This is a genomic window from Rhodoferax sp. BLA1, assembly GCF_013416775.1.
GTDB lineage: Bacteria > Pseudomonadota > Gammaproteobacteria > Burkholderiales > Burkholderiaceae_C > Rhodoferax.
In genome coordinates this window covers 142,417-159,653 of record NZ_SZVI01000008.1, presented here as the reverse complement: position 1 = coordinate 159,653, position 17,237 = coordinate 142,417, and the positions used below count along the sequence as shown (strand labels likewise).

The following is a 17,237-nucleotide window of genomic DNA, read 5'->3' as shown; positions in this document are numbered from 1 at the left end:
ACACCAGCCATCAAACGACCACCAACACAGTTGTTGATGGCCACGATCACCATGGCTCGGACGAATTCGTGTCGCCAAATGTCAACGCCACCTTCGTCGAAATATTTCTGCCGCCCAGACTCCTAGGAGGCCTTTCGTTCGAGGCAACACACAAGCCGGGCTCGGTCAGCGGCGTGCTGTTAATAGAGAAAGGGGCGCTTGGTTATTTTTTGGGGGAATTGTGCCGCTCGCACAATTGTCGGACGATGTCTTCAGCCAAGCTGCGGATTGTCTGTACTTGCTCTGGTTTGAGTGTGGTCTTGGCTGTCGGTTTTTCAAAATATGCGTTGTCAATAGGGGTGCTACGCAGATCACCCTGTTCACCAACGACATCAGGATCGACTTGCTTGTTCATAGGATTTGCCTCGGTGTTCACGTTCAGATTGCCGAGGAAGTTTCCGAGACTGGCGTTCTTGGTTGCGCTCTATGCTGTCCAACTTTGAAGCGAGTGCTTGAAAACTCCGGCTTCTGGCATGCAGGTGATGATGCCCACACGCGCCTGCCTGGGCAATCAGGCAGTCCTGAAATTGACTAAGGAAATCCCTATCGCAGACATGGATACCGGGAAGTTGGTACAGATGTCTCAGGCTGAACAGGTGTTCAGTTGACCAGTCCGTGTTGTAAGGCATAGCGAACCAGCTCTGCCACGCTGGAGATATTCAACTTTTCCATCATCTTGGCCTTGTGGGTGCTGATGGTTTTGTTGCTGACACAGAGTTGTGACGCAATGTCGTTGACGCTGCTGCCCGCGACAAGCAGGTTAAACACCTGCATTTCCCGGTCGGTCAAGGAAAAATGGGGCGCATGTTGCGCGGCGGGGGTGTCCTCGAACACCATTTGTTCGGCCATACCTGGCAAGATGTATTTTTGCCCGGCGGCAACGGTGCGGATGGCAGGCAACAGGATGTTCAGGTCACAGTCTTTGGTGATGTAACCCGAGGCACCAGCTTTCAGCGCACGTACCGCCACCGAAGGCTCGTTGTGCATGCTCAAAACGAGCAGTGGCAGTCCCGGCCAGGACGCTCTGATGCGCGTAATCAGCTCCGAGCCGCTGATGCCTGGCATGTCCAGGTCCATCAGCAGGACGTCGGGCACCGATCTGGACAGGCGTTCGACCAATTCACTGCCGTTGGAGGCTTCTCCCACCACCTCAAAGTCGGGCACCTGCTGGAAAATTTGCTTGAGGCCACTGCGCACAATGGCGTGGTCGTCGGTGATCAAGATGCGAATCATGAGCTGGCCCCCTCGGAAGGGGTGACTCTGGGGATGGTCAACCGAACGGTTGTGCCCTGCGCGGCACTGCTTTCAATGTCCAGCCTGCCGCCCAGCGCAATGGCGCGTTCGCGCATGCCCAGCAGGCCGAACGATTTCATGCCCCGCGCTTGCTCCACATCAAAGCCGATGCCGTTGTCATGGATTTCAAGGATAAGTTCATCCGCGTCGTCAAGTGTGACGCCTACTTTGCTGGCCTTGGCATGCCGGATGGTGTTGGTCATGGACTCCTGGACGATGCGATACACCACAATAGAGCGTGTCTCGTCCATCGCGATATCGAGTTTCGGCAAATCCAGATCAAAGGACAAGCCAGCGTTCTTTGAGAACTCGTTGCAAAGCGACTCGAGGGCATGTTTGAGCCCCATGTCCAGGGCGGCAGGCCGCAGGAACAGCACCACATCGCGCACATTGCCGATGCCTCGGTCAAGCAAGGCCTTCATATCTGCCACCACCTTGGGTAGCGCGGGGTCCAGCGCACAAAAGCGCATCTCCATCAACAACAGGCTCATGCGAAGCCCTGTGAGAACCTGTCCCAACTCGTCGTGAATCTCGCGCGCCACGTTTTTACGCTCCCGCTCACGGTCCAGCTCGTTTTGAACAACCAGTTCACGCAGCCGTTGACGTGAGACGCCAAGCTGAACTTCGGCGCGGTGGATTGCCAACTCTTCTTCGGCGAGTTTGCGTTCGGTGACGTCGATCAGCATGCCAATCATTTCTTCGCCACCGGCCCAAAGCAGGCTGGCATGGAATGCATACCATCCGATGTCCCCATTTTTGCGCAACAGCTGCAATTCAGTGCGGAAAGTGTCACCGTGCTGCACCGCGGGAAAGAGCTGTTCAACCACTGCAGCATAGGCCTGGGCGCTGGGGTAACACTGTTGCACCGGGCAGCCGTTCAGTTCACCATCAGCATAACCAAGCATGCGGTTCAAGGCATTGTTTGACCAGAGAATCGTCCGTTTGAGAACCTTCACAATACCGACCAGATCACTGCTGAGAATGGACGCCTGTTCTTCCAGCAGGCGCGCGACCTGAATTTCCGCCAGTTTGCGTGACGTGATGTCATCGTGCGCAACCACCACACCTTGCCCCGATCCGATCAACGGGTACACATTCATGCGAAACCAGCGCTCCTTGTTGGCGGAGTCGCCACGGTAGTCGAGCGTAAAGTTGTCCAGGTCCTTGTTTAGCACCGCTTCAATGCCAGCCCATGCCGCAACCGCATCGTCCCCACTGGGGCGCCCTTCTGCGGCTGCACTCACATCCCGATAGCTCACCCCTAGCGAGGCGCGCTCCATATCGGGTTCTTGCGCAAAACGGTTCCAGGCTTCGTTGACCGTCGAGATCACCCCTTTGTGGTCAAGAACGGCGATGTGCGCTGGAATCGAATTCAGAATGGTCTGTGTGAAGGCATCTCGCTCGCGCAACAACTCAATTTCGATCAATGACCCCAATTCCGCCGCCGAGGCCAGCTCCTCCGGGATCCACGGCAGACTGGTGCCACTCACCGTGGTGAGGTACAGGGCAAACGATTGCCGTGGCGACAGGCGGCCGCTTGCATCTGCGACGTGGGCCAGTGCCGGATTGCCGCTCCAGCGCACCGTGTGGACTTGCTCCAGACGAAACCAGATCATGCCGATTTCGGGCTTGCCTGGGACAGAAACGAATAAAGCCCCGGCAACATCGTCATCCACTTGCTCCAGCTGCAGATCCTTCTGGATCGAATGGGTGGAATAGAGCGCAGGGTTGCCAGGCTGTTCGCGGCGAAGTTGCTGAAGTTGCCTGATCTGCTGGGTGGTCGGGGTGCGTCCGATGACCTGGATGTCGTCGTCGATCTGCAGTGCAAAACCGTCGGCGTTGACCACGTCCAACAGTTCGACAGAGCGTCCCTGGCGCATCAGTATTCTGAAGTCAATCTGCCGGATCAATTCCACCAGGCGCCGTCGCCGTAGCACCAGGTCCAGTTCCAGCTCCCGACGCTGGCGTATCAATCGGCCCTGAATCAGTGAGGCAAGGTCTTCGCAAAACCAGCCCAGGGTGTCGCGCTCTGGCGCCGAGAAGTACCTGGGGCCCGTCTTGTGCTGGCACGACAGCAACCCCCACAAGACACCTTCAACCACCAAGGAGCCGACCAGGGTGCTGCTGACGCCCATGTTCTTCAAGTACTCAATGTGGATTGGCGACACGCTGCGCAAGGTCGACCACCCCAGATCGATCGCCCGACCGTCGCCGCGGGCGATCAGCGTTGATGGCACGTAAAAGGTGTCGGATATCTGTCGGAGTCGGCTCGACTTGAACAGCTCCCGCGCCTGCGCCGGAATGTCCGAGGCCGGAAAGTGCAGTCCGAGATACGGCTCAATGTTGTCAATACACGCCTCGGCGATGACCTCGCCGTTCCAGTCCTTGTCGAACTGGTAAATCATGACCCGATCAAATCCGGTGATGTCTTTGATCAGTTGCGCCGCTGTATTGATGATGGGTGTCAGCTTGCTGAGGCTTCGCAGCTGCTTGATCGCCTGGCGGCACTGGTAGTGCATTCTTTCGGGCACGCTGCCGATCCGGGGTGGCTCAATGTCGATCAGCCACTGCCCGTTGGTATTGCGGTGTGATCGCGCTGTCCAGGCTTGGCCCTTGAGCGGCAACGCAACCAGTGGCCACAGACCGTCGCCCTGATCGCTCAAAAGCGTCTCCACCATCGGGGCTGCGAGAAACTCGGTCACATGTTTGCCCAACATGGCCGCAGGCGCCACGTCCAGAATCGACTGGCAGGATTCACTGGCTGCCTCCACCAGCAGTGTCTGGCCGTTCAACACCAACAAGGCACCATGGGGCTGGACGGCACCAGGAAACCGAATCGGTTCCGACTCACAATTAAAAATGTCAACGGTGCGGTTCATGCTGATTCGCAGGCCGAGCTATGGGCAGCCAGCTGACTCAGGCAGGCTTGCATATGGCCATGGATGGCGTCAAACGCGCTGATGGCCGTGGCAGTGGCTGTGTCTATCTCCTCGCGGCTGCGCAGCTGGTTGGCAAACTGCAAAAAGTCGTGCCATTTTTGGGCCGACGTGTCACCATAAATCCGGAAATAGGCTGTTGGCAGCGGGGCGATGGGGAGCGCCTGTAACAAGCGCACGATCATCAGCCCACCCTGCGTTGATCCTTCAATGGCATAGAGAACGCCGATCAGCGCTGCGACGCTTTGTGGCATCGGGAAAGGTGTGGTCAGCGCCATGGGCTCGCGTCCAAGTGCCGCCAGATCGGCGTTCAGTGCCCAAACCTTGCGGCGGGACTGGTAGTCAAAAAGCTGTGGGTGCTGGTCAAGAAACGCCAGAATCCCTTCTTCGGCACGTTGCGCAATGCCATGCAGGGCCGCCAACGCGTTGCCATATTGCGCCACCGTCAGATCTGATCGCAGCAACGGGGCCAGCAGTGGGTGATGGTCCAGCGCGTGATGCGGCTGCTTTGTCGCCTGGCGGAGGTGATGATGCAAGGTGAAGACTGAATGCGCATGCGTCATGTTGGGAGGATTCTTTTGAAGTTGTAGTGGTGCCAACGAACATTGATCTTAGCGAAGTTGCCGGGGCGCGGGTGCAGGGCACATAGAGGCTGGCGCCGTCTCACCAACCAACGAGCTTGCCAAGCCGATGCTGGCGTCAGGAATGCCCGTCTGCTCAGGGCTGTGCTAGGGACGGTCTGAATAGCTCAAACCCAGATGTGCTACCGTCCTCGTCATCGTCACACCTCCGGTTTCAGCAGTCCGCTTGCGGGATGTGAACCCCGTTTTTCGGGGGTGGAGAGGCTTTGGATACCCCGTTATGGCCCCTCTGGCTCATTTTGGGCGCACTCATGCCCGCACCGCCATCCAATCGCGGCGCGCCATCCACAAGTTGGACAACGCAAACAGCGTGGCAATCTGCGCCGCGTTCTTCTTCAAACGCCGATATCGGGTTTTGATGTACCCAAACTGGCGCTTGATCACCCGAAACGGATGTTCCACCTTGGCGCGAATACCCGCCTTGAGCTTCTCCGCCTTGTCCAGCACCTCACCCAATGGACCTGCCTGCTTGAGGACTTTGCGCTTGCCTGGTCGCATGGCCACATGCCAAGTCACATGGGGGTCAGCCCCGGGGCGTTTCTCAACACCTTGGTACCCGGCATCGGCCCAGACCGTCTTCTCCTGACCGTGCAACAGTCGGTGAGCCTGGGTGATGTCGTGTGCATTGCCACTGGTGCAGCGCACCGTGTGCACCAGACCAGAGTGGGCATCCACACCGATATGTGCCTTCATCCCGAAGTGCCACTGGCGTCCCTTCTGGCTGGAGTGCATCTCGGGATCTCGGGCCTTGTCCTTGTTTTTGGTCGAACTCGGCGCAGCAATCAGGGTGGCATCAACCGCGCTGCCCCCTTTGAGCATCAGACCGCGCTCAATCAAGAGCGCGTTGACCTCAGCGAGCATCTTGTCAGCCAAGCTGTGTTTTTCCAGCAGGTGTCTAAAGCGCAGGATGGTGCTCTCGTCGGGCAGACGCACGTTGTCGCCCAAGTTCACAAACTCACGGTACAGCGGGATGTCGAAGAAGGCTTCTTCCATGGCCGGGTCAGACAGGTTGAACCATTGCTGCAGGAAGTGGGTGTGCATCATCACCTCCAAGGGAAACGGTGGGCGACCGATGAGGCCTTCAGGGTAATGCGGGGCAATGATGTCGACCAAGCGTGCCCAAGGAACGACGCGCGCCATCTCATCGAGAAATAGCGCTTTGCGGGTCTTGCGGGTGCACAGGAAAAACCCGAAAGAGGCTTGATTGGCACTGGATTTCATGCTATGTATTTTAAAGCAATCTAACCATATCCGACAAGGGGCAGTGCATGTTTTTTATAACAAACTTGCGGGTTTTGCAGAGTCTCATTATTACTTCATCGGGCCGAAGCAATAGTTGAAAGGTTGGGTGGCTGTCAAAGTGAGGTGTGGGACACGTAAACATGTTCACGCTGAAGGCGCCGCATGGCCGCTCGAAAAACTCCAGTGAATCAGCGGGATTGCCTTGCCGATGCGGTGGGCCACAGGTAGCGCAGCATGCTTGGCCGACGCGCGAGCAGCATGGCCACGCTGGCAGCGCTGCCTGTCAGCAACATCACCCACACCAGCACCGTCATCGAAGGCCGGTTGGCCATCAGGCAGGCCAGCAGTGACAAGGGCAGGGCGAGTGCGCCCAGCACACGCAGCAGCTTACGGGTACCAGTGGCCGCCTCGGCGGGCTGGTGCATCACCTGCCCCCAGTGCACCTCCATGGCCAGCGCCAGCCACGCCATGCCGACAAAGCTCAGTGCTCCCGCAGCGGTGAGCCACAGCGCCTCAGACATGCGCCACCTCCGCCGCATTGGTGGTGTGCTGCGCTGCCAATACCTTGACAATGCCGCGTTCACGCAACGCCAGCTTGCGCGCCGCCCAGATGGCGATGCCCGCCGTGGCCAGCAAGCTCAAATCCCCCCCCGCTACTGGCCAGTAGGTGTTGGTGAACACTGTCTTGATGAGATGATCGCCCGTGGTCAGGGCATTGAGCACCACAGCAGCCACCGCCAGCGCCGCCACGGCCCAGCACTGCTCTCGCCAAGCGGGGTTCCTCTTTGCCTGCGCCACCGGCGCGCTGCGCACGAAGGCGTGCAACATGGCCAACACCCAGAGGCCCCAGAAAGCCAGCTTCTCCCAATCGCCTTTGCCCACCAGATGGCTTGGTAACAACCGGTTGACCACCAGCATGCCAACAGTGGCGATCACCATGCCGGTGACCGTTGTCACCGCCAGCGCATCAACGACGCGGCTGCCTTGGCTGCCGGACTCGGCGTGTTTTCTTTTGCGCTTTTCGACAAAGAAGATGAAGCCGGTGGCAATACAAACGCAGCCCAGCAGGCCACCCAGCACGTAGAGCCAGCGCAGCAGCCAGTGCTCGAAGTGTTGCAGATGCAGGCCGGTGAGGAACTCGTTCATACCGCCCACCGCGCTGGGCGGCGGCTCCTCGCGCAGCACCTCGCCGGTGCTGGCCTTGAAATGGATGGCCTGGCCGACCAGTGCGACTTGGTCGCTGCCAGCGCGGTACAGGCTGACGTAGCCGTTGGCATCGCCCAGGTGTTCGATGAAGAGCAAGCCGACTTCACCCGGCATGTCGCGCGCCGTCCAGCGCCGCTTGGCCTCCAGCACCATCGCATCGACCGAGGCCAGCGGCGCCGCGACACCCGCTGGCTCGTGCGGCAGGCCGGTGCGCCGGGCCTCCAACACCTCGTGCCGCTCGTGCAAGGGCTTGAGCAAGGTGTGGCCAACCGGAAAATAAACCGTGCTGGCAAAGATCACCAGCCCGGTGAGGGCGAAGAAGAAGTGGAAGGGCAGGGCGAGCACGCCGCTCAGGTTGTGCAGGTCCAGCGCACTGCGCTGGGTGCGTTTCCAGGGGCGGAAGGTGAAAAATTCGCGAAAGATCTTGCGGTGCATGATCACCCCGGTGACCAGCGCCACCAGCATGCTGAACCCGGCCAGACCCACCAGCCAGGAGCCCAGGGTCAGCCATGACCAGTTCAGCTGGTAGTGCATGGGGTAGAACCAGCCGCTGCCAATCTTGAGCTTGTCGTCGGGCAGGAACTGGCCCGAGCGCGGGTCGATGGTCGCCCAGCCATGGACGTGTGCGTGTTCGTCGGTGTCGTCCTTCAGTTTATTGGGCACGTCGAACTCGCCGCCGATGGCCAGCACCGGGTCGCGGTGTGTGGTGTAGGCGTAGAGCGAGGACATGGGCATTGCCTCGGGGGGCGGCAGGGCGCCGATGACGCGCTGTTGTGTCGCCACCATGTCAGATGGATGCGGTTTCAGTTGGGCATAAACCGGCTGCAATACCTTGTCAAAACTGGGCATTGGCTGCGGCTCGAAGCGCGTTTCAGGAATCGCCCAGCGGTCGATCTCGCGATCAAACACTGACAAGGCACCAAAGAAAAATGCGGCCATCAGCACAAAACCCAGGACCAGGCCCATCCAGGTGTGCAGCCAGGTCATCGCTTGGCGGAAGTGGGGAGACATCGTTGAACCTTCGTCAGGAAAGGAGAAGTTGCTGCAAGCCCAAGGCCGCAGCAGTCATGCACAGCGCGCCACCACCCAGTACCGCCCAAACACGGCTGAGCTGGGTGGCAGCAACGGCCCACAGGAACAGGCCCAGGAAAACCAGGAAAGCAAGCAGCAGCATAGCTGTCTCGGCTTCGTGGAAATCCACCCCCAGCGCCACCAGAGCTGCCACCCCCAGGGCGGTGAAGCCCCAGGTGAAGGCGTAGCCGCCGAGTAATGCAACGGCAAGGCGGTGGAGCATGGCCAGCTTTGTACGCCCGCGTGGGGCGGCGTCTTGGGGGGTGGGCTTGGTCATCAGAGTTTGTAGTCAAGCGAAACCATCAGGTTTCTGGGAGCGCCATAGATCGCGCCGTATTGCACGGTGCGCAGGTACTTTTTGTCGAACAGGTTGTTGATGTTCAGGCGCAGGGTGGTCTTGTTGTTCAGCTCGTAAGAAGCGAACGCGTCGGCGACAACATAAGCATCCTGCCGCGCGCCGCCAATCTTCGAGACGTCAGACTGCCAGCGCAGCGCCGAGCCCAGCCGCAGGCTCGGCAACATCGGCACCCGCGTGTCGGCACGCAGTTTCAATGTACGGCGTGGCACCCATTCGTAAAGGTCATTGCCATCCGGTCCGGTCAGCTTGAGTGAGGTGAACCCGGCGGTAAGCTGGGTGTCCGCGTTGATCCGACCCGTGGCCTCGATCTCGAAGCCACGCGAGGTCACGTCCTTGGGGTCGTAGTAATTCTGCTGGGCCACCGTGTCGAAGCCCGCGATGGTTGCCAGCCCCTTTTGGGTCGCGGAGAAGACGGCAAAGGTGGTCAGCAGCTTGCGGTTCAGCCATTCAGCCTTGACACCCACCTCGGTGTTGACGCCTTTCATCGGCGCCAGGAAAGCACCGTTGATGTTGCGCTGATCCTGGGCTTGGAAGATGTCCGAGTACGAGGCGTAGGCCAGCGTGTCCGGTGTGATGTCGTAGGTCGCTCCGACATAGGGGCTGGACTTTTCGGTTGTTTCGTTGTCCAGGTTGGTGCCGCCGCCGTAGATGGCGGTTCCGTTGCGCTGGAGCTTGATCGAGTTGAGACCAACGATGCCCTTGAGCCGGTCGGTCAGCGTCAGTCGGGTCGCTGCGTACAGGCGGGTGATGGCCTGGTCGCCGTCGGACGCGACACTCTTGGCGCCCCAGGTGGGTTCGGGATAGACGTCGCCCGCATACGGGAAGGTCGGCATCACGGGGAAGGTGGCACCAGCATAAGAGTAGGTCAGACTCGTCTGCTTCGAATGGCTCAAACCAGCCACCAAGTCATGTTGGCGACCAAAGGCATCAAAACGGCCGCTCAGGTTCAGATCGACAATGTCACTCTGTGACTCGTTTTCACTGCGGTAGGGCCAGCCCACCAGACCGGTGTTGTCGTTGTTCAGATAACCACTGTTGGTGTAGGCGTAGAACAGCTTGGTGTTGCCTTCGCCCTTGGTGTGGTTGTAGGCGATTTTTGCCTCCCAGTCGGGAGATAGCGCATGGGTGTACTCGACGAAGGCGTTGAGTGATTTGTTGTTCCAGCGTGTCCAGTCCTGCGAGGTCGATGAAGAGACATCGAAGTCGGCCAGTCGACCGTCGGCATAAGGCAGCGTCAGCGAGCCCCACATCGGGGAGCGCTGCTTGGCGTCCTGATTGGTCAGGCCCAGGGTCAACACCCCGTCGGTACCAATCTGTCCTTCGAGCACGCCGTAAATGGTGCTGCGCTTGTCGCTCAGTGCACGCAGGTACGAGTCCTTGTCCTCCTGCGCCACCACCAGCCGGCCAGCCCATTTGCCGTCTTCGGTCAGCACCTTGTTGTAGTCCAGAGCCACGCGTTTGAGGCCGTTCGAGCCACCAGCCAGCTGGATCTCCCCGCCGTCTTTGTTGGTGGGGCGTTTACGCACGAAGTTGATGGTGCCCGACGCATTGCCGACACCGGTGAGTAGGCCGTTGGCGCCACGAACCAACTCGATTTTCTCGAACAGGAAGGTGTCCAGCTGGCCTTCGACCAGTCCCCAGTCGTTGGTCATGCCCATGCCGTCAACCTGTGTCAGCATCACATCGAAGCCGCGTGCGCTGTAACCGGTGCGGTTGGTTTCCCACTCCTCGACATGGATGCCGGTGCCCATGCGCAGCGCATCGTTGCTGTTGCTCACACCGAAGTCGCGCAGGCTTTCTTTGTCCACCGTGCTGATGGTCTGCGGTGTGTCCTTGATCTCCATGGGCAGGTTGGTGGCGCCTTTGGACACACGGAGTTCGCGTTTGTTCTGGACGGTGACCGTCGACAACTGCACCTCAGCCCCTTGGCTGACAACAGGTGCTGGGCGCAGCCCGAAACTGCCATTGGCCTGACGAAAAGCCTCCAGCCCCGTGCCCGAGAGCAGCGCGGCAAAACCGGCCGACACCGAATACTGTCCTTTCAGACCCTGACTGGCCTTACCCTGAGTGATGTCGCCGCTGGCCGTCAGCAGCACGCCAGCCTCCTCGGCAAAACGATTGAGGCTGGCTACCAGCGACCCGGCTGGGATGTTATAGGCCCTGGCCTGGACTGCGGCTTGTGCAGCAGCGGCCTGGGCTTGGGCTGGAGGCACCCAGCCAAGCAGGGCGACGCTGCCGACGATGGCGAGATGCGCGGCAAATGCCAGCGGGCGCAGCGTGAAGTTGGTGTGTTGCCCTGCTGGCGTGGCTCGGTCTGCCTGGCGCTTGTGTTGGCCAAGCGGCTGGATGTGGTGGTTTGACATGGACGAGTTCCCAAATAGTTGACTGAGTGTTTAGGAAGCGTGCCGTCAAGGAAATCGCGCTGGCTGCCTGGACGCGCAGGGCACATGTGTAGGCAAGGCGGTCCTGGGGGGCGCGCCTTGTCGCTTGGGTGGCTGGTGAAACTCGATCAGTTTGCTTCTCACTAGGTAAATCGGATGAGTCGCCAAAAAGGGAACCGATGACCCAAAAAAAGTTACGGGCGTGCCTCAAGCGTCACCCACCACGACAAACTGCGCTTGACACGAATCGGCAGAGCGCTCTCCAGCATGGCCAGGGCACGCGCCATGTCGTTGGTGGGATAAACGCCCATGACGCTGAGTTTGGCGACTTCAGCCGCGACACCCAGGTGACCATCCTGGTAACGGGCCAGATCGTCGATCAATGCCTCCAGCGGGATGTTGTCTGCCACCACCACACCTCGGCGCCAGGCTTCGCGGGCCCGTTCGGCGGGCAGGATGGCTGAGAGGCTGTCGGTGGTGAACGCCGTTCTTTGACCGGCTTCGACACGTTGCAGATTGCCGGCTGCGTTGTGGATCTCGACAGCGCCCTCAAAAACATCAAGTCGCGTGCGCCTGTCGTCATGAAAGACGGAAAAACGGGTGCCCAGCGCCTGCAGACGGCCAAAACGGGTCTCCACATAGAAGGGGCGGCTGTTGGTGTCGTGGGCGGTCTGCACCAGGATCTCCCCGGCAGCCAGCTTGATCAGCCGGGCACCCGCGTGGTAGTGGACGCTGATGGCGCTGTGGGTGTTGAGCCAGACCTGACTGCCGTCGGTCAGGGTGATCTCGCGCTGTTCTCCGGTGCTGGTCTGGTAGTCGGCGCCCCAGGCCATCAACACCTCGGGTAGCGCGGTGTGCCGCCAGCCTATCCAGCCAGCGATGCCGAGTCCAACAACACTGGCCAGCCCGGCCAACGCTTGCCGCCGTCTCGTGCCTCCAAACCGAGCGGCTTGGAGACCGGCCAGCGCTGCCTGGTGTCCGCCGCTACGCAAGGGGTCGAAGCGCTGGCTGACGGTCTCGACATACGACCAAGCCCGAGCATGCGCTTGTGATTGATCCAGCCAGGCTTGCCAGGCCTGGTGATCGGCCGTGCTGGCTGTGTCGCTCTGCAGGGTGGCGAACCAGTTGGCGGCTGCTTCCAGCGTGTTGTAGTCCGGCTGCGCGGACGCTGTGGTGATCGTGGACGACATCTCAGCCCTGTTGCCCCGCTTCGATCAGGGCACACTGCAGCATGGCCTGGGCGATGTATTTCTTGACCATCCGCTCCGAGACCTCCAGCTGCGTGGCGATCTCCCGGTAGGGCAGGCCGTCAACCTGGGCCATGATGAAGGCAGCGGCAGCCTTCTGCGACAGACGACTGAGCATGTTGCTGATTTCGAGCAGGGTTTCGACGACGAGGGCGCGATGTTCAGGCGAGGGTTCGACCGCTTCGGGTCGACAGGCCAGCGTCTGCAGCCAGGCCTGCTCCAGCTCGCGGCGACGCCAGAGGTCGATGCACAGGCCGTTGGCCATGGTGCGCAGATAACCCCGCGTTTCGGGCGTGCTGTTGAACTGCCTGGGCGCCAGGAGCAAACGCATGAAGGCATCCTGGGCCAGATCGGCCGCATCGGCCGCACAGCCCAGGCGGCGACGCAGCCAGGTTTGTAGCCAGCCGTGGTGGTTGAGGTAAAGCGTGGTGAGCGGATCGGGCGCGGCGAGAGTGTTCAACGAGAACTCCAGAGAACAGCAAGCTGGCTGGCCCGACGGGTTGGCTGGCGTTAATTGTTGAGAATGGTTCGCATTATCGCGAATTGGCCGGCAGGCGTCAATGCGGCACAGCGTGATTGGCATCGGGTACAAGCGCCGTCCACCAAGCTGGTGGGTGTGGCCAAGACGGAACAAGCCTTCCTCAAAACAAGGCGAACCTCAGCCTTAGCGTCGGTTTACCGTCTTCTTGATGCGCGATCCGGTTCAGGCCAGCTTGGCGCGAAACTCCTGCACTGTGGCCACAATGAGTTTGACACCAAAGGCACCCACCAGGACGCCAGCTAGTTTGCTAAACAGGGCCGTGTGGCGGGCATAAGTCGCTTGAACGCGAGGGTGGGAAAAAGCCAGCGCCAAAAAAAGGTGCCAGACCAGCGCGTTGAAGTAAACCAGGGCAATGGCACTGGCCACCAGGGCCAGGCTCGCATTGGCGGGCAAGGCGGTGGCAAACACGCTGCCGAAGAACAATGCGGTTTTGGGGTTCAGGATGTTGGTGATGAAACCGAGCCGAAACGCCGCCCCATGGGACAGCTCGACATTTGCTGTGCTGCTGGTCTTGCCTTGTGCGCGCCAAAGTTTGTAGCCCAGGTGGCAGAGGTAAACACCTCCGGCCAGCTGCAAGGCCTGGCGCCAAGCCGGGTGTGCGTTAAAGACCAAGCCAATCCCGAGGATGGCCAAGCTGGCCCAGGTGAAGGTAACCGTGGTGACGCCCAAGGCCGCGATACACGCGGTGCCGCGCTGGCCACTGGCCGCCAGCTGGCCTACCAGCAAAAAGTTGGCGCCCGGCAACAGCAATACCAGCCAGTGAAGAAAACCGATGGTGAGAAGGGTGCTGAGCATGTGTTGGATCTGCGAGGTCAGTGATACAACCATTATCCGAGTGAAGCTTGACGCCTGCGTCAGGCAGCTAACTTGTTGCCCAATCAAGCGTTCGTGATGGACCTAGCTCTATTGACGAGGGGGCTCGACGAAACGCAGCGCATCGACCACGCGTGAGAATGCTGGGGACGGTTGTCGGCGGCTGGGATAGTAGAGGTAGTAGCCCTCAAATGGGGCGCACCAGTCTTGCAGCACGCGAACCAGCCGCCCCTCCTCGATGTGGGGGGAGAATTCCTCTTCTGGAAGGAAGGCGATGCCCAGTCCTTCCAGCGCCGCAAGCACGATGTGGGGCGTGCTGTTGAGGGCGATTTGGCCGTCCACGCGCACATTCAGTTTTTCTTTTCGGCGCTCAAACTCCCACACGTACAAGCCACCATGGGTTGGAAATCGCATGTTGATACATCGGTGTGCCACCAGCTCTCGAGGTGTTTTGGGTACCGGCTTGTTGGCGAAATACGCTGGCGACGCCACGGCGGCCATGCGCAGTTTGGGGCCGATCGGTACCGCGATCATGTCCTTGTCGATGGTGTCGCCCAGGCGCACACCAGCGTCGAAGCGATCTGCCACGATGTCTCTGAAGCCGTAGTTGATGTCGAACTCGACCTTGATGTCGGGGAAGTTTTTCAACAGGGGGGCGATCTTCGGCAGCAGCGTGGTGTGCACGATGTGATCACCGCAGGTGATTCGCACGGTGCCCGCTGGCTTGTCGCGCATCTCCGTCAACACGTCCATTTCCGCTTCGATTTCATCAAAACGGTGGCCGATGGCTTGTAACAAGCGCTCTCCGGGCACTGTGGGGGACACACTGCGCGTCGTGCGTGTGAGCAGCCGGATTTCGAGTTTTTCCTCCAGGCCACTGATTGCTTGACTCAGTGCCGATTGGGTCACACCCAAGAGTGCAGCCGCACGGGTGAAGCTGCCTTCTCGGGCCACCGTGACAAAGTACAAAAGATCGTTGAGGTTTCGTTTCACCATGCCTCATTTTTACATGGCTATTAATTAGCATTACTAATATGCTCATTAAGCATTCATTAGCTAGTCAAGGTGGTCTTCGTTTGCGAAGATACCCGTCATGTCAACCCCACTGGAGATTTCAACATGACCAAACAAACATCCGACCGACGCGAATTTCTGAAAAAAACCGGCACCAGCGTGGCTGCGCTGGGTGTTCTGTCTGTTGCCGGCAGCGCCGCTTTGGCGGCGGACAACAAGTCCGTGCCAGATATGTCCAATGGCGCCAACAACTTTTTCAAGAGCGAAAAAGTGGCGACACACAAGGTGGCTTTTAACAACCAGTACAAGATGAAGGTGGTCGGGAACCTGTTCACACCCAAAGACCTCAACCGCAACGCCAAACATCCGGCGATCATCGTCGGCCACCCGATGGGTGCGGTCAAGGAGCAAAGCTCCAACCTGTATGCACAGAAGCTGGCAGAACAAGGCTTTGTCGCCCTGGCCATCGACCAGTCCTTCTGGGGCGAGAGCGAGGGCCAGACGCGCAACCTGGTCTCGCCTGACATCTACGCCGAAGCCTTCAGCGCGGCGGTGGACTTCCTGGGTACCCAATCGTTTGTGAACAGGGAACGCATCGGTGTTCTTGGCATTTGCGGCAGCGGCAGCTTTGTCATCAGCGCGGCCAAGATCGATCCACGTATGAAGGCCATCGCGACGGTCAGCATGTACGACATGGGCGCAGCCAACCGCAATGCGCTAAACCACTCGTTGACGCTTGAACAACGCAAACAGATCATTGCCGATGCGGCCCAGCAGCGTTATGCCGAGTTCACGGGTGGTGCAACCCAGTACACCGGCGGTACAGACCTGGTATTGAATGAAAAAACACACCCCATTCAACGCGAGTTCTTTGACTTTTACCGCACCCCACGCGGCGAGTTCACACCTGCGGGTGCATTGACTGAAACGACGACGCGCCCCACGCTGACCAGCAACATCAAGTTCATGAACTTTTACCCGTTCAACGACATTGAAACCATCTCGCCCCGCCCGATGATGTTCATCACGGGTGACCAGGCCCACTCCAAGGAGTTCAGCGAAGAGGCTTATCGACTGGCTGGCCCCGCCAAGGAACTGGTGCTTGTGCCCGGTGCGGGCCACGTGGACCTTTATGACCGCGTCAACCTCATCCCTTGGGACAAGCTCAACGCGTTCTACAAGAAGAACCTGGCATAAACGCGACTTTCATGACAGCACAAGCAAGTGGGGCCACCACCGTGGCTGGCCCCGTATGGGGACGATCGGCGGCACAGTCGGCCAAGTGGGGTGGCGTCTTTGCCATGGCGCTGTGTGTCTTTGCACTGATTGCCTCGGAATTCATGCCGGTCAGTCTGCTGACACCCCTGGCGCGCGATTTGCGGGTCAGCGAAGGGCAGGCTGGGCTGGGCATTGCCATCTCTGGCGCGTTCGCGGTGCTCACGAGTCTGTCGATATTGGCGATGGCTGGCAACATGAACCGCAAAACACTGTTGCTGGGGCTGACTGCGCTGATGGCAGTCTCCGGGGCGGTGGTGGCGCTGGCCTCGAACTACCTGATCTACATGGTCGGTCGGGCGCTGATTGGCGTTGTCATTGGTGGATTTTGGTCTCTGTCCGCCGCCACCGCAATGCGGCTGGTGCCGGTCTCTTTGGTCCCGCGCGCCCTGGCCATTTTTAATGGTGGCAACGCGCTGGCGACCGTCATCGCCGCCCCGTTGGGCAGTTACCTGGGTTCGGTCATCGGCTGGCGTGGGGCGTTTTTCTGCCTGGTGCCGGTGGCCTTGATCGCTTTTATCTGGCAGGGGGTCAGCCTGCCTTCCATGCCGACCCAAGCTCGCCCGGCGGGCTCCGGCAACGTCTTCAGACTGTTCGAGCTTCCGGTGCTTGCTGTGGGGATGCTGGCAGCCAGCACCTTCTTCATGGGGCAGTTTGTATTGTTCACTTACTTGCGACCCTTTCTTGAGGCGGTGACCCGTGTGGATGTCGCCACGCTCTCGCTTGTGCTGCTGACGATGGGTGTCGCTGGATTCATTGGCACCACCGCCATTGGCTCCGTCCTGAAATGGAACTTTTATCGCACCTTGATCGGGATTCCGATCCTGATGGCTGTCATCGCGGTGGCACTCAGCCTGTTTGGCAGCCAACTTGCAGTGGTGACTACACTGCTGGGCATCTGGGGATTGGTGGCCACCGCAGCACCGGTGGCCTGGTGGTCCTGGTTGGCAAGCACCTTGCCGCAGGATGCAGAGGCGGGTGGTGGGCTGATGGTTGCCGTGATCCAGTTGGCTATCGCTTTGGGTTCCGCCATCGGTGGTTGGTTGTTCGATGTGAGCGGATACCAGAGCACCTTTGTGGCCAGCGCAGTTCTGCTGTTGCTGGCGGCTTTCCTGACTTTTCTGATCGCGCGTTCGCCCACGCCAAGGCTTGCCTAAGCCACACGCAGAACAAGGATACA

At 59.7% G+C, this 17,237-nt stretch carries 15 protein-coding genes; 2 read left to right on the top strand and 13 right to left on the bottom strand.

Annotated features, from left to right (window positions below):
• Window positions 1-202 precede the first annotated feature (202 nt).
• From FDG13_RS08565 to FDG13_RS08505, 13 genes are all read right to left on the bottom strand, one after another.
• Entirely contained in the window at window positions 203-394 is a 192-nt protein-coding gene (locus FDG13_RS08565; protein ID WP_180126724.1) for a hypothetical protein, read from the bottom strand.
• A gap of 245 nt (window positions 395-639) precedes the next feature.
• Window positions 640-1,272, bottom strand: a complete 633-nt coding sequence (locus FDG13_RS08560; RefSeq protein ID WP_180126722.1) for a response regulator transcription factor — start codon at window positions 1,270-1,272, stop codon at window positions 640-642.
• Window positions 1,269-4,211 (bottom strand): PAS domain S-box protein, encoded by a 2,943-nt coding sequence (locus FDG13_RS08555; protein ID WP_180126720.1) that lies wholly within the window; start codon window positions 4,209-4,211, stop codon window positions 1,269-1,271. The genes FDG13_RS08560 and FDG13_RS08555 overlap by 4 nt, the downstream gene beginning before the upstream one ends.
• Complete coding sequence (locus FDG13_RS08550; RefSeq protein ID WP_180126718.1) at window positions 4,208-4,804, bottom strand: biliverdin-producing heme oxygenase; 597 nt, start codon at window positions 4,802-4,804, stop codon at window positions 4,208-4,210. Before FDG13_RS08550 ends, FDG13_RS08555 begins: the two co-directional genes overlap by 4 nt.
• A gap of 354 nt (window positions 4,805-5,158) precedes the next feature.
• The gene (locus FDG13_RS08545) at window positions 5,159-6,130 is read right to left on the bottom strand and encodes an IS5 family transposase (protein ID WP_180126716.1); all 972 of its coding nucleotides are present in this window, start codon (window positions 6,128-6,130) and stop codon (window positions 5,159-5,161) included.
• 209 nt (window positions 6,131-6,339) lie between these two features.
• Window positions 6,340-6,672, bottom strand: coding sequence for a DUF3325 family protein (locus tag FDG13_RS08540; protein WP_180126714.1), 333 nt, complete (start codon window positions 6,670-6,672; stop codon window positions 6,340-6,342).
• Window positions 6,665-8,368, bottom strand: a complete 1,704-nt coding sequence (locus FDG13_RS08535) for a PepSY domain-containing protein (RefSeq protein ID WP_180126712.1) — start codon at window positions 8,366-8,368, stop codon at window positions 6,665-6,667. Before FDG13_RS08535 ends, FDG13_RS08540 begins: the two co-directional genes overlap by 8 nt.
• Before the next feature lie 13 nt (window positions 8,369-8,381).
• Window positions 8,382-8,705: an iron uptake protein gene (locus tag FDG13_RS08530; protein ID WP_255435168.1), complete on the bottom strand. Its 324-nt coding sequence runs from the start codon at window positions 8,703-8,705 to the stop codon at window positions 8,382-8,384.
• Window positions 8,705-11,149 carry a TonB-dependent receptor gene (locus FDG13_RS08525; protein ID WP_255435167.1) on the bottom strand — a complete coding sequence of 815 codons (2,445 nt, stop codon included), beginning with the start codon at window positions 11,147-11,149 and terminating at the stop codon, window positions 8,705-8,707. The genes FDG13_RS08530 and FDG13_RS08525 overlap by 1 nt, the downstream gene beginning before the upstream one ends.
• Before the next feature lie 212 nt (window positions 11,150-11,361).
• Window positions 11,362-12,357, bottom strand: coding sequence for a FecR domain-containing protein (locus FDG13_RS08520; protein ID WP_180126710.1), 996 nt, complete (start codon window positions 12,355-12,357; stop codon window positions 11,362-11,364).
• A 1-nt stretch (window position 12,358) separates the two neighbouring features.
• The gene (locus FDG13_RS08515; RefSeq protein WP_255435166.1) at window positions 12,359-12,874 is read right to left on the bottom strand and encodes a sigma-70 family RNA polymerase sigma factor; all 516 of its coding nucleotides are present in this window, start codon (window positions 12,872-12,874) and stop codon (window positions 12,359-12,361) included.
• A gap of 243 nt (window positions 12,875-13,117) precedes the next feature.
• The gene (locus FDG13_RS08510; protein ID WP_180126706.1) at window positions 13,118-13,750 is read right to left on the bottom strand and encodes a LysE family transporter; all 633 of its coding nucleotides are present in this window, start codon (window positions 13,748-13,750) and stop codon (window positions 13,118-13,120) included.
• 108 nt (window positions 13,751-13,858) lie between these two features.
• Window positions 13,859-14,764, bottom strand: a complete 906-nt coding sequence (locus tag FDG13_RS08505) for a LysR family transcriptional regulator (protein WP_180126704.1) — start codon at window positions 14,762-14,764, stop codon at window positions 13,859-13,861.
• Window positions 14,765-14,887: 123 nt separating this feature from the next.
• On the opposite strand from FDG13_RS08505, the gene FDG13_RS08500 reads away from it, so the two are divergent.
• A complete protein-coding gene (locus tag FDG13_RS08500; RefSeq protein WP_180126702.1) occupies window positions 14,888-15,979 on the top strand; it encodes an alpha/beta hydrolase in 1,092 nt (363 codons plus the stop codon).
• Between the two features lie 104 nt (window positions 15,980-16,083).
• Complete coding sequence (locus tag FDG13_RS08495) at window positions 16,084-17,214, top strand: MFS transporter (RefSeq protein ID WP_180126755.1); 1,131 nt, start codon at window positions 16,084-16,086, stop codon at window positions 17,212-17,214.
• Window positions 17,215-17,237 lie beyond the last annotated feature (23 nt).

What these genes read in the sequence shown, in the direction of transcription:
- FDG13_RS08565 (WP_180126724.1), bottom strand. Translation starts at nt 394, where the DNA reads ATGAACAAGCAAGTCGATCCTGATGTCGTTGGTGAACAGGGTGATCTG.
- FDG13_RS08560 (WP_180126722.1), bottom strand. Translation starts at nt 1,272, where the DNA reads ATGATTCGCATCTTGATCACCGACGACCACGCCATTGTGCGCAGTGGC.
- FDG13_RS08555 (WP_180126720.1), bottom strand. Translation starts at nt 4,211, where the DNA reads ATGAACCGCACCGTTGACATTTTTAATTGTGAGTCGGAACCGATTCGG.
- FDG13_RS08545 (WP_180126716.1), bottom strand. Translation starts at nt 6,130, where the DNA reads ATGAAATCCAGTGCCAATCAAGCCTCTTTCGGGTTTTTCCTGTGCACC.
- FDG13_RS08540 (WP_180126714.1), bottom strand. Translation starts at nt 6,672, where the DNA reads ATGTCTGAGGCGCTGTGGCTCACCGCTGCGGGAGCACTGAGCTTTGTC.
- FDG13_RS08535 (WP_180126712.1), bottom strand. Translation starts at nt 8,368, where the DNA reads ATGTCTCCCCACTTCCGCCAAGCGATGACCTGGCTGCACACCTGGATG.
- FDG13_RS08530 (WP_255435168.1), bottom strand. Translation starts at nt 8,705, where the DNA reads ATGACCAAGCCCACCCCCCAAGACGCCGCCCCACGCGGGCGTACAAAG.
- FDG13_RS08525 (WP_255435167.1), bottom strand. Translation starts at nt 11,149, where the DNA reads ATGTCAAACCACCACATCCAGCCGCTTGGCCAACACAAGCGCCAGGCA.
- FDG13_RS08520 (WP_180126710.1), bottom strand. Translation starts at nt 12,357, where the DNA reads ATGTCGTCCACGATCACCACAGCGTCCGCGCAGCCGGACTACAACACG.
- FDG13_RS08510 (WP_180126706.1), bottom strand. Translation starts at nt 13,750, where the DNA reads ATGCTCAGCACCCTTCTCACCATCGGTTTTCTTCACTGGCTGGTATTG.
- FDG13_RS08505 (WP_180126704.1), bottom strand. Translation starts at nt 14,764, where the DNA reads ATGGTGAAACGAAACCTCAACGATCTTTTGTACTTTGTCACGGTGGCC.
- FDG13_RS08500 (WP_180126702.1), top strand. Translation starts at nt 14,888, where the DNA reads ATGACCAAACAAACATCCGACCGACGCGAATTTCTGAAAAAAACCGGC.
- FDG13_RS08495 (WP_180126755.1), top strand. Translation starts at nt 16,084, where the DNA reads ATGGCGCTGTGTGTCTTTGCACTGATTGCCTCGGAATTCATGCCGGTC.